General features: G+C 57.9%; 11 protein-coding genes. All 11 read left to right on the forward strand.

Annotation, left to right across the window (positions count from 1 at the left end):
- The first annotated feature begins 130 nt into the window (after window positions 1–130).
- Window positions 131–268, forward strand: coding sequence for a hypothetical protein (locus tag L3J03_05455; protein MCF6290423.1), 138 nt, complete (start codon window positions 131–133; stop codon window positions 266–268).
- Window positions 269–551: 283 nt separating this feature from the next.
- A complete protein-coding gene (locus tag L3J03_05460; GenBank protein ID MCF6290424.1) occupies window positions 552–1,775 on the forward strand; it encodes an ATPase in 1,224 nt (407 codons plus the stop codon).
- Window positions 1,776–1,789: 14 nt separating this feature from the next.
- Entirely contained in the window at window positions 1,790–2,440 is a 651-nt protein-coding gene (locus L3J03_05465) for a TrkA family potassium uptake protein (protein ID MCF6290425.1), read from the forward strand.
- Between the two features lie 61 nt (window positions 2,441–2,501).
- Entirely contained in the window at window positions 2,502–3,956 is a 1,455-nt protein-coding gene (locus L3J03_05470; protein ID MCF6290426.1) for an ATP-binding protein, read from the forward strand.
- Entirely contained in the window at window positions 3,931–5,301 is a 1,371-nt protein-coding gene (locus L3J03_05475) for a sigma-54 dependent transcriptional regulator (protein ID MCF6290427.1), read from the forward strand. The genes L3J03_05470 and L3J03_05475 overlap by 26 nt, the downstream gene beginning before the upstream one ends.
- Before the next feature lie 885 nt (window positions 5,302–6,186).
- Window positions 6,187–7,125 (forward strand): sulfite exporter TauE/SafE family protein, encoded by a 939-nt coding sequence (locus L3J03_05480; protein ID MCF6290428.1) that lies wholly within the window; start codon window positions 6,187–6,189, stop codon window positions 7,123–7,125.
- A gap of 1 nt (window position 7,126) precedes the next feature.
- Window positions 7,127–7,879 (forward strand): TIGR02186 family protein, encoded by a 753-nt coding sequence (locus L3J03_05485; GenBank protein MCF6290429.1) that lies wholly within the window; start codon window positions 7,127–7,129, stop codon window positions 7,877–7,879.
- A gap of 190 nt (window positions 7,880–8,069) precedes the next feature.
- Window positions 8,070–10,631 carry a hypothetical protein gene (locus tag L3J03_05490; GenBank protein ID MCF6290430.1) on the forward strand — a complete coding sequence of 854 codons (2,562 nt, stop codon included), beginning with the start codon at window positions 8,070–8,072 and terminating at the stop codon, window positions 10,629–10,631.
- Window positions 10,624–11,028 carry a response regulator gene (locus L3J03_05495; GenBank protein MCF6290431.1) on the forward strand — a complete coding sequence of 135 codons (405 nt, stop codon included), beginning with the start codon at window positions 10,624–10,626 and terminating at the stop codon, window positions 11,026–11,028. Before L3J03_05490 ends, L3J03_05495 begins: the two co-directional genes overlap by 8 nt.
- A 16-nt stretch (window positions 11,029–11,044) precedes the next feature.
- Window positions 11,045–11,842: a universal stress protein gene (locus tag L3J03_05500; protein MCF6290432.1), complete on the forward strand. Its 798-nt coding sequence runs from the start codon at window positions 11,045–11,047 to the stop codon at window positions 11,840–11,842.
- A 155-nt stretch (window positions 11,843–11,997) separates the two neighbouring features.
- Complete coding sequence (locus L3J03_05505) at window positions 11,998–12,852, forward strand: universal stress protein (GenBank protein ID MCF6290433.1); 855 nt, start codon at window positions 11,998–12,000, stop codon at window positions 12,850–12,852.
- Window positions 12,853–12,877: the final 25 nt, after the last annotated feature.

Raw genomic sequence — 12,877 nt, forward strand, 5'->3', positions numbered from 1 at the left:
TTCGGTAAACCCCGTACGTTTGAGGTTGGACCGGGAAAGGGGTTTTCTTATAGCGAACGGTGTAGCGGACCCTGAGCCGCGGCCGTGACGGCAAAAGCGGAATTTGAAACAACTTCGGCATGATATGCTTATGGGTTCCGAATCGCCGTTGCGGCGAAGCGAGTTCCTGCTTGATAGCCTGGTTATGAACAGCCGGCCCTTCTCAATGGAGCGGCCGTTGGTAGAAGAAGACCCCTTTCCCGACAGGAGGGGGTTTACTGAATGTTGATGAACCCGTAACAACCCGAAAGGCTTCAAATGCCACCCAATAAAATCAACAAGTTACAACATGACACACGTCCGTCGAGCGGGTTGTTGCGAGACCGACAATGTTTACCCGCGAAAACCATTATTTCGTTCATGAACCCCTTGGGATGAATCTAAAAATAAAAAACATATTTCCCCCGATATCGTTACCGATTGTTTTTTTCCTGTCTGCAATATTAATTGGGACTATCCTTCTTCACTGTTCGTTCAGTTACCAGGAAAAAGCGGTTTCATGGCTTGATTCGTTGTTTACCGCAACCTCGGCCGCCTGTGTCACCGGTTTGACGGTGGTTGACACGGGAAGCGGATTTTCCCGGACCGGGCAGACGATCATCATCATCCTTGTCCAGTTGGGCGGGCTGGGCATAATGTCGTTTACCAGTCTTGCCTTTTATCTGTGGAAGAACCGGATATCATTGACGGATCGCATTGCCGTGGGGCAGAGCCTTATCCATGATTCAAGTTTTCATCTGGGCAAGTTCCTCATCCAGATTGTTGTTGTCACCTTTGTTATCGAGTTGGCTGGAGCGCTCTTGCTCTATTTTCTCGGTTCGTTCAATTTTTCAATCTTCTCCGCTTTATTTCATTCAATTTCCGCCTTCTGCAATGCCGGGTTCTCGTTGAATCCGGACAGCCTCATCCCTTTCAAGGGCAACTGGCCGGTCAACCTGACGATCATGGCCCTCATCATCCTGGGCGGGCTGGGCTTTTCAGTCATTATCGAAGGCAAATCGCACCTGCTTTCCCTGATAAGAGGAAGGCGGCCGGCCAGAAACATCAGCCTGCATTTCACGATTGTTGTAAAAACCTCGCTCTTTCTCATCGTCACCGGCTGGCTGTATATCTATTTCTCCGAACTGATCAGCTTCAAGGAGTACTTGCCCTTTGACCAGGCCGTGCTCACCTCGCTGTTTCAATCAGTCACCTGCCGTACCGCCGGATTCAACACCTTGAACATCGCCAACATGACCAACGTGTCTCTTGTGTTCATGATCTTCCTCATGTTCGTCGGCGGCGCGCCGGGTTCTTGCGCCGGCGGCATCAAGGTCACGACACTCCGCGTTCTCTGGGCCTTCATAACCGCCCAGATTAAAGGGAGGCGGCAGGTCGTTATCGGCAAATATGCGGTTGACCGGGAGTCGATAAACAAGTCATTGACTCTTTTATTTTTCTCGTTGGTACTTGTTTTTTCATGCGTAATTCTTCTGGATTTCTCCGAGGGCGGGGACATCCCCCATACCCAGGCCAGGGGCCAGTTCATCGAGATCCTGTTTGAAGTTGTCTCGGCATTTGGTACGGTTGGTTTGAGTACCGGCCTGACAACGAAATTGTCACCCTTTGGAAAAAGCATTATTATTCTTTTGATGTTCGTTGGTCGCCTTGGACCACTTGTGCTTTTATCCGCATTGCAATCGTTGCGGGTGAATATTTTATATTCCCGGCCGGAAGAAAAAATTTCCATCGGCTAACCTGGTGAACGAAAATGAAATTACAAGTCGGCATAATAGGGCTGGGTAAATTTGGCTTGAAGTTCGGCCAGACTCTGATCGATCTCGGCCATGAGGTGCTGGGGATTGACAATGACCGGGAAAAGATAAAAACCGCCCAGCATTCCCTGACCCAGGTTTACCAAACCGATGCAATGAACAGAGAGGCCCTGGAGCAAATCAGAATCCATGACCTGGAGCACGTGTTAATAAGTGTGGGCGATTCCATTGCCGCAAGTGTTATGATCTCAATGTATCTAAAGGAATTGGGGTCGCCAAGGGTCTGGGCCAAGGCCATTCATAAGAATCATGAAAAATTATTGCACAAGATAGGCGTTGATGAGGTTATTATCCCTGAATTCATGGCTGCCAAACAGATAGCAAACCGGATTGCCATGCCCGGCTTTATCGAACATCTGCCCTTTGACAAGTCAATGGCGGTTAAGGAGTTTTCCGTTGAGCACTGGGCCGGGAAAAGCCTGCGCCAGATCGATATTACGAGTTCCTTTGATATTCAGGTAATAGCGGTTCGAAGCAACGGCAAAGAGGAATACCAGTACATACCAAAAGCTGACAAGGTGTTTCACCGGGGCGACAGTTTCGTCGCCATCGGCAAGATATCCCAGTTGGCAAAGATAAAACCGTAGGAGTCCGCTCACCAGGGCAGGGCGGCAACCACGGCCCTGCAACCGTTTACCAACCGGGACCATGAAAAACAAGGATCGAAAAAGCCGGACCATTTCCAATCGCCTGGTAATAATCTTCGTGGCCATCATGGGTTTCGTCACCCTGCTGGCGTTCGCCTATACCATCAATATCTTTGCCCTCAAGGCCAACCTGAGAATCATTGAAAATTTTTACAGCCTGTTCAACAATGTTCTTGAGCTGCGGCGCTACGAAAAAAATTTCATCTACGGCCTCGGCACCGGCAACCTGGAGGAAATAATCTTCTACCTGGACACCATTGACCGGGATTCGAGCCGGCTGGCCAAGAGCATTATCGACGCGGCCGGAGAACAAGAGTATCAATCCTTTCTCGCCAATCTCACCGCCTATCGCCGGTTGATCGAAAACAAGAAGCAAATCAGCCCGGACGATGCCGCGACCCTGCGGCGCTACGGCAAGGAGATGGTCGATTTCAGCCAGCGATTCCTAAACTACAAACGCCAGCAGTTCCATAATGCCCTGCATACCACCCTCTACGCCTTTGTCATGGCCACCGGCGGCGTCTTTGTCTTCATCCTCAGCCTTTTCTTCTTCCAGACCCAGAATATCCTCAGGCGGCTCGCCGGCCTGCAAGAGGCCACCCGCAAGGTGGCCAGCGGCAATTTCACCCCGATCCGGGACGAGATAACCAAGAACGACGAGATCTCCAGCCTGGTACAGGCCTTCAACAAGATGGCGGCGGAGATCGAGACCAAGCAGGAGCAACTGCTGCAGGCCAAAAAACTGGCGGCCATCGGCACCTTTTCCTCTGGTATCGCCCATGAACTCAACAACCCCTTGAACAATATCTCGCTCACCGCCGACACCTTGAAGGACGAATACGACTCCATAGACCAGCAGGAGGCCCTGGAGATGATCGACGACATCATCGTCCAGACCGACCGGGCCAGCAAGGTGGTCCGCAATCTGCTCTCCTTTTCCCGGGAAACGCCGCCCGCCGAGGGGTTGTTGAACATCAAGGAGGTGATCGAGACCTCGGCGGCCCTGATCCGCAACCAGCTGCGGCTGGAATCGATCTGGCTGGAAGACTACGTACCGGACACCCTTCCCCTGGTACACGGCGACCCGCAGAAGCTCCAGCAGGTGTTCCTGAACCTTTTCCTCAACTCCATCCAGGCCATGTCCGGCGGCGGCCTGATCCACATCGAGGGCAAGGCCGGACCGGAGGGTTACGTGCAGATTGATTTCAACGACACCGGCTGTGGAATTCCACCCGGGAAGCTGGAGTACATCTTTGATCCCTTTTTCACCACCAAGCCGGTGGGCAAGGGCACCGGACTTGGCCTGTCCATAGTCTACGGGATCATCAAAAAATACGGCGGCTATGTCGAGGTGCGCAGCAAGGTGAATGTCGGTACCACCTTTTCAATCTTTCTGCCGACCTCTGCCAACAGACCAAGCAATGGAATCCATGATGATGAGGATAGCGATCATTGACGACGAGGAAACCGCCTGCCGTCTGGTCAAACGGGTACTCGACCAGGACGGCTACCAGGTGGAGACCTTCCTGTCCGGCCGCCCCTTTCTGGCCCGCATGCGCCAGCAGCCCTTCCAGGTGGTGTTCATTGATCTCAACCTGCCCGACCTGGACGGTCTGGAAATCCTCTCTCTGGTCAAGCAGGCCTTTGAGGACACCGAGGCGATCATCATCACCGGCCACGGTTCCATCGAGACCGCTATCGAGGCCACCAAGCGGGGCGCCTTTCACTACATTACCAAACCCTGCAAGCGCCACGATATCCACCTGCTGGCCCAACGGGCCCGCGAAAAGGTGCAACTGCGGGAAGAGAACCGCCGGCTGAAGCTGGCCGCCGGCAAGGACCATGCCATCCCCGGTCTCATCGGCGCCAGCCCGGCCATGCAGGAAATCTTCGCCATGGTCCAGAAGGTGGCCCAGGTCAACTGCAATGTTCTGCTGCAGGCGGAAACCGGCACCGGTAAACAGATGGCCGCCTATGCCATCCATGCCCTGAGCCCCAGGAGAGAGCAACCCTTTGTCTACTTCAACTGCGGCGGCTTTACCGAGGAATTGATCTGCAGCGAACTATTCGGCCATGAAAAGGGCGCCTTTACCGGCGCCGCCGCCACCAAGGCCGGCCTGTTCGAGACCGCGGCCGGCGGCACCGTCTTTCTGGACGAAATCGGCGAGATGCCGCTGACCATGCAGGTCAAACTCCTGCATGTCCTCCAGGAACGGCAGGTACTCCGGGTGGGCGGCATCCAGCCCATTGACCTTGATATCCGGATCATCGCCGCCACCAACCGCAACCTGGAGGCCGCGGTCCAGGCCGGCTCCTTTCGCGAGGACCTCTATTACCGCCTGAACGTGGTCGGCATCCACCTGCCGCGCCTGGCCAAGCGGCGCGACGACATCCCGCTCCTGGTCGCCCACTTCATCGATAAGTTCAACCAGACATTCGGCAAAAGGGTCAACCGCATCTCGCCGGCAGCCCTCGACCTGCTCCGGGGTTATGATTTTCCCGGCAATGTCCGGGAACTGGAAAACATGATCCAGCGTGCCGTGGCCCTGGCGGACAGCCGGGCGCTGCGGGTGCGGGACCTGCCCGAACACCTCCAGAGCCGGGCCCTGGACGGCCTGGCCGGCGGCGATCTGCTCAGCCTCGATGAGATGGAGAAACGCCACATCCAGAAGGTGCTGGAGTGTACCGGCTATAACAAGAACCTGAGCAGTTCCATCCTCAAGATCCCCCGCACCACCCTCTGGCGGCGGATGAAAAAGTTCGGCCTGGCCGGCCGGGCCAACCCTGAAACAATAACCTGAACCCGTGCGCATGGCCACTGGTTGCAAATCTCTTATTTTTCATTTTGAAACATACTGTGTCTTGCCCAGGGCCTGGTTTACCCATTCTGCCGGATGGTTAGCCCCTTTTCCCTGCCGTAGTTTCATTATGAAACGCGGACAGCCGGAATGACTGGCACCGCCAGTAATGCAGTGCTGATCGCGGATATTTTATTTTTGCTTAACTTGCTTAAGCATGGTGGTTTTCCACCCCCCATGCCAATCCCTGCTCCGGCCGGTTCAATGTTTGGCACCGTCCTTGCAAACAGCCCATGGCAACTGCCCCGGTTGCAGCTTCGCACGATCACTCCGGCCCGCATAACCGACCGCCGGGGTCATCCGGTCCTTTGGGCCCATGCGAATCTGCGCCACCTGTGCCCGCTTACGGGTCCGGGCCCGGGCGCCAACCAGCATGGCTGGACCAGATTTCAGGCCGCAGCCACAGCAAACAATGAAAATCTCCCCGGAGCCGGGGCGACTTTCATATAACCCAGCAGGCTGGACCATGTCGGCCGGCCACAACGGAATAATCAAGGACGTCGTTCCGCATGGCAAGGATGGCGTTTGATGGCGACTTTCATATAAATGATCCGTGGGGTCATACTCCCATGGTCAATTACAAGAAAACAACCTCGTGAAAAATGGTGGCGTCGACGCGCCATGTATCTGGGGTTTTCACGCAGTTACCATCAGGGTTGCGTCTGTGGCGGCCGGTTTTGCGAGGCCAACAAACAAGGAGGGGGACCATGGGAGCCTACATCGGCTTGAGCGGTTACGACTGACGGATCGGATACCGCGGCAGGAATCGGCATCTTCCGGACCCGTACTCCGGGCCCGGCAAGGGACAGATAAAAAACTCTCAGGAGGGTGGAAACTACCATGTGGCATATGTATCTCCCCATCGCGGGAAACAGTGTAAACATCCTGACCATTTTCGGCCTCGGCGGCTTTGTCGGGCTGTTGTCCGGCATCTTCGGGGTCGGCGGCGGCTTCCTGATGACGCCGCTGCTCATCATGTTCGGTATCCCGGCCACCGTGGCCGCGGCAACCGACTCAAACCAGATCGTCGGCGCTTCCACGTCCGGCACCCTGGCCCACTGGCGGCTGGGCAATGTTGATTTCAAGATGGGATTTCTGCTCCTGATCGGCGGCGTTATCGGCGGCACGCTCGGGGTCCAGGTCATCAAGGTGTTGCGAGCCCTGGGCAATGCCGACTTCCTGATTACCGTTACCTACGTCCTGATGCTGGGCGGGGTAGGCTCCTACATGTTTTTTGAAAGCCTGCAGGGTCTGAAAAAGGAAAAGGCGGTCACCAGGGAGGTCAAGCCGAAAAAGGAATCAGCCTATGCCCGGCTCCTCAACAAACTGCCCCTGCAGACCCATTTTGAAAAATCCGGGATCAGCATCTCGCTGTTGCTGCCGCTTATCTTCGGCACCCTGGTGGGGATTCTCGCCGCGATCATGGGGGTCGGCGGCGGTTTTATCATGGTGCCGGTCATGGTTTACCTGCTGCGCATGCCCATGCATGTAGTGGTGGGAACCAGCCTTTTCCAGATCCTCTTTACCTGCGTCAACGTCACCATCATGCAGTCGGTGAGTAATCATACGGTGGATTTCGTGCTGGCCCTGTTGCTGCTGCTGGGCTCTACCATCGGCGCCCAGGTCGGCACCAAGATCAGCAAGAAACTCAAGGGCGATCAGCTGAAGATCCTGCTGGCCTGCCTGGTGCTGCTGGTATGCGCCAAAATGCTGGCCGACCTGCTGCTTCCGCCTGATATCATGCTCGTCATGAAAGGAGGTCATTAAGATGTTAAAACAAGCACTGACCGCAATTTGTATCCTGGCGGCCGCTGTTCTGATCACAGTCCCGGCCGCGGCAGAGACCTCGATGCAACTAGAGCCGCAACAGGTGCTGATCAGCGCCTTTTACAACGGCACCACCATCAAGGTGACCGGTCGGATTCCCGCTGACACCGATGCCCTGGTCCGCTTGAACGGCGAGGGAGAGGAGGTACATCTCAAGAAAAAGGGCAAGGCCGCCGGGATATTGTGGATGAATATCGGCGATGTGACCTTTGCCCATACCCCCCGGGCCTTTATGCTCTACGGCGGTCCGGACGGCGGGAAGAGCGTTGATCATCTGGTCGGCTTTGCGGCCCTTGAAAAAGAGGTGGAGATCAGCCCGGCAACCGAGGACAAGAGCTTGATGTTTAATGAGTTCATCAAAATGAAACAGAGCCAGGGAATCTACGGCCGCCATCTGGACGTTGTCCGGTACGGGACCCCGGACGGGGACGGCAAGACCTTTACGGTCGACATCACCATCCCGCCCCGGATGACGCCGGGCCAGTACCTGGTCAAGGTGTTCGCGGTCAGGGACCGCCAGGTCGTTGATCAGGCCGGCCGGAACCTGGAGATCAAGGAGGTCGGCTTTCCAGCCCGCCTGGCGAGCCTGGCCTTTGACCATGCCCTGCTCTACGGGGTCATGGCGGTGCTGATCGCCCTGGCCGCCGGCCTGTTCATCGGCATCGTCTTCAAGGACAAGGGCGGCGCCCACTGACAGCTGTTGCCGTGCTTCGCATCCCGTGCCGGCGGCCGGCCGGATCGGCCCCTGGCGCCAAAGGGCGTCCGGGCACAAAAAAAGGTGTACTCAAGGCCTGGACGAACTAAACTGGCAACAGGCAACACAGCGAACCGGAGATCGTGCCGGTGCCCTGTGTCTGCCGGCACGCGGATGTGAAGGAGGGGTGATGAAAAGGCTCTGGCAACGGGCAAAACGAATTTTGGGGCACCAGCCGGTGAACCCCAGGCAGCCCTTTGTCGCGATCTTCAAAAAGTTTCAGGAGATCCTGGAAACCAATAACCAGGTCCTGGAGCTGATTGCCGAGGCCAATGACAAACTGGGCGGCGATTACATCTTTGACCAGCAATATATTCATTCACTCTGTAGGGAACTGGCCGATCTCGTGCAAAGACTTATCAACAATCTGGACTACATCGCCCCACGCAAGTACCTGGCCCTGACCGATACCTTTAACCGCATCCAGGAGGAACTCGATGAAATCCAGGCCGGCCGGCCGGTGGTCAAGGACGCCGGCCTGGTGATTGCCTACCATGAGCTTGCCCGGGATATGATCGACGCGGTGGGCGCCAAGAACGCCAACCTCGCCGAATTGCACGCGGTGCTGGGGCTGCGGATTCCCATGGGGTTCGCGATCACCACCACCGCCTTTCACGCCTTTCTTGACCACAACAAGCTGGCCGGGAAAATGGAACCGTTACTAACGGCCTGGGAGACGAAGCAGTTATCCGGCCGCCGGGCCGCGCAAAAAATCCAGGAACTGATCCTGGCCGCGCCCCTGCCGCCCGGACTTGCCAAGGAAATACATCGGGCCGTGGGGGGGCTCTGGCCGGCCCCGGGCTCGGGCCGGGGCTTTCTTGCCGTGCGCAGCAGCGCCTGGGGCGAGGACAGCGAGCTTTCCTTTGCCGGCCAGTATGCCAGCCTGTTGAACGTACCGGCCGTCCGGCTTGAGGATGCCTACCGCCAGGTAGTGGCCAGCGCCTACAGTGAACGGGCCCTGGAATACCGGTGCCGCCAGGGGTTCAAGGAGAGTGAGGTGGCAATGGCAGTGGCCTGCCAGGAGATGATCGACGCCCGCAGCGGCGGGGTCCTGTATACCGTTGACCCCCAGAGACCGGAAAGGGACGCCATGCTGATCGCCGCCGCCTGGGGACTGGGCACCACGGTGGTCGCCGGCCGGGCCGCGGATCAGTTCGTGGTGGAGCGCCATCCGCCCTTTTCAGTACTTGAACTCAAGGTGGTAAACAAGGAGAATACCGTCCGGCCGGCGCCGGAGGGGGGGACCGTCAGCCAGCCCCTGTCCCCGGAAATGCAGACCCGGCCCTGCCTCAGCAACGACGAACTCAGCCGGATTGCCGAGTGCGGGATGCTGGTCGAGAGATACTTCAAGCGGCCGCAGGACATGGAGTTCGCCATCGACCACCAGGGAGAGCTGGTACTCCTCCAGGCCCGGCAGCTCCGGGTCAAGCCGCACACCGCGCCCCGGGCCGCCGATCTTGCCGACCTGGGCAGCAAATACCCTGTTCTTCTCCATGACCGGGGATGCGTGGCCCAGAAGGGTATCGGCACCGGACCGGTTTTCCTGATCCGCAACGACCTCGACCTGGAGCGCTTTCCCGCCGGCGCCATCATGGTGGCCAAGCAGGCCTCGCCCATCCTGGCCAGGGCCCTGGCCAGGGCCGCCGGTCTGATTACCGACGTCGGTTCCCCCACCAGCCACCTGGGCACCATTGCCAGGGAGTTCCGGGTGCCGGCGATCCTCAACACCGGTGACGCCACCACGCTGCTGGCCCAGGGCCGGGAGATCACCATCGACGCCGAGGAGAACGTGGTCTACGCCGGCCGGGTCAAGGAGCTTGAACAGTACAGCTTTGCCGCGGAGGCCATTGAGGAGACTTACGAGTACCGGCTGCTGCGGCAGGTGTTGACCAGGATAGCGCCGCTGAACCTGCTGGACCCCACTGACCGCGACTTCACCCCGGCCGCCTGCCGGACCCTGCACGACATTACCCGGTACATCCATGAAAAGGCGGTGGAGGAGTTGATCGACCGCAACTACTACCATCGCTACGACCCCAAGACCATTGCCGGCCGGCTCAAGTGGAAGATCCCCCTGGACCTGGTGATGATCGACATCGGCGGCGGTCTGCTCCCCGGGGCCGGTAAAACAATTCTCCTGGAACAGGTGGTCTCGGCGCCGATGCAGGGTCTCCTGCAGGGTCTGGCCAAACCCGGTGCCTGGGACAACGAGCCCATGTCCATAGATTTCGGCAGCTTCATGTCCAGCCTCACCCGGACCTTTTCCACTGAACTGGCCAGCCCCCGCTACGTGGGCCAGAACCTGGCGGTGATCTCCCGGCAATATGCCAACATCAGCCTGCGGCTGGGTTACCATTTCACCATGATCGATGCCTACCTGACCGATAATATCAATGACAACTATGCCTACTTCCGTTTCTTCGGCGGAGTCACAGACACGGTGCGCCGGTCGCGAAGGGCAAAATTCCTGGGCAAGGTGCTGGCGCAGCACGACTTCCGCGTTGAGGTGCATGGCGACCTGGTGGTGGCCCGAGTAAAAAAATTTCCAGCCGCTGACATGCAGCAACGGTTGTACGTCCTCGGCCTCCTGGTGGGCTTTACCAGGCAGCTCGATGTCCAGATGGGCAGCGACCGCCGGATTACCGATTCCATACAAAAATTCAACACCTTATTGGAGGACGGCCATGAATGAAGGCAAAACCAGCATCTTACTTCTGGACGACGAACCGATCGTCAGCAAGCGACTCAAGCCCTCTTTGGAGAAAAAAGGCTATGAGGTGGAGACATTTACCGAAAGCGTTGCCGCCCTGCAGCGGATCTGGGAACGTAATTTCGACATCGTGATCACTGATCTCAAGATGGAAGGGGTGGACGGCATGCAGTTTCTGACCGAGGTCAAGGAGCGTTCCCCCAGGACCGAGGTGATCGTGATCACCGGCTTTGCCACCATGCAGATCGCCAAGGAGTCCTTCCAAAAAGGGGTATTCGACTTCCTGGCCAAGCCCTTCAAGCTGAGCGAAATCGCCGAGGTCGTCAGCCGGGCCGAGGCCAGACAGCGACAGAACCAAAAAGCCTTAAAAAAACAGTAAGACAAGGGGTGGCGACATGATGATATCTCTCGTTTATGTGGATGAGAACCTGGCATCGAGCATTGCCTTGCGCTATGCCGGGGCGCTGGCCAACCTGACCGGCATGGCCATCCAGCCGATCCATGTGGAGGAACCGGACCACAAAAGCCACTCCTCGGGCAGCGGCTGGGTACGGCGCTCCTGGGAGCAGGGGCTGGTGGCCGCGGGACGCCAGGAGGTGGAACGGCTGTTGCGGACCGAAAAGGTGGACTGCCGGCTGGCCGGGGTTCCCAGGGTCCTGGTCGGCGACCGCCAGGCCGAGATCCTTGACGAACTGCAGCGGTTTTCCTACGATCTTTATATTGAAGGCTACCTCAACACCGCCAGCGTCAATGATTTTTACGCCCTGCTCGGCAGTCAGCTATATCGAAAAATGGACCGGCCGGCCCTGGTGGTGAAAAACCTGGTCCCCCTGGACAAGGTCCTGCTGCTCACCAATGAAAGCGTTGATTGCACCCGGCTGGTCCCCTGCTTCACCCACCTCTTCCAGGATGCCCCGGTCATTGTTGACCTGTTGTATTACAAGTTCCGGGAAGGGGGAACCGTGCGGTTGGAGGACCGGGCCGAGGCAGGCACCTACCTGGACAATGCCGAGGCGATCCTGGCCAAGGCCGGCCGCAGGGCCGACAAGGTCCAGGTGATCCAGGGCTCGCCGGAGCAGGTTGTCGACCACCTGCGGAGCTACGGCCTGGTGGCCTCGACCTTTCCATCCCGGAAAAGCCCCCGTTACGAACTGCTGGCCATGCTGCCCAATCCGCTCCTGCTCTGCCGGTAGTGGTGGTGGCAAGGACCGCACTTTCATGGCGACTTTCTGCCAAAGGGCCTGTAAAATAAAACAGGCCAGGGTCGGGCCAACGGCAACCGGGTCCAAGACCTGAAAAAGGACTTATCAGCAACAGCACCTTGGGACGGGGTGTGAGGAGAACATTCATGAAGATCTTGGTAGCAGTCGACGAACAACCCTACAGCGCGGTTGCGGCCCGGGAAGCGGCCCGGCTGGCCGTCAACACCTGGGCGGATGTGACCATTCTCGGTATTCAATCCGGCAACGCCACCGCCCCTGACCGGAACCTGGGCGCAGCGGTTTGCCGGTATCAGCAGGCATTTCTGGGTGGCAAGGACGGGCCTGCCTCGCCGTACGGCAACGGCGAATGCGCCACCACCTGGTCCCGGACCGCTGCCGGCGCCTGGGAGGCGGCCGTGGACCACCAGACCAGGAAGAGCCTGCGGCTGTGCATCCGGGCCGGCGACCCCCTGGAAACGATCCTTGACCAGGGCCATGCCGAGGGCAGTGATTTTATCATCATCGGCGCCGGGCCGGGCAATGAACCGGGGTGGACGGGCACCATTGAGCTGCCGGCCCGGGTTGCCAATCTTGCTTCCTGTTCGGTCCTGGTGGTAAAAGAGGAAAAAAAGGTCAATACCGTGGTCTGCTTTCTCGACCACACCCATGTCAGCCAGGAGTCACTGGAGATAATCAACCAACTGGTCACCCTCCACCAGGCGGAGCTGAAAATCGTCGGCCTGGCCGCGGCCAAGGGCCTCAAGGAAGGGGTGGAGGCCAAGATGGGCGAGGTATTGAAATATTACGCGGCCCGGGGCATCAAGGCCTGGATCACCCTGGTGGAAGCAACGGAGATGGAGGAGTTCGCGGCCCGCAAGGCCCCCAAGAACCTGGTCGGTCTCTGGCTGGGGAAAAAATCCTTCATTACCAAGCTCTTCTCAAAGGACCGGGTCAGCCAGCTCATCCATGCCACCGGCTCTTCGGTGTTGATTCTGAAATAAGGCGCTGGCGGATGCGTGGCAGATG

The sequence above is a fragment of the Desulfobacterales bacterium genome, from assembly GCA_021647905.1.
Classification (GTDB): Bacteria; Desulfobacterota; Desulfobulbia; order Desulfobulbales; family BM004; genus JAKITW01.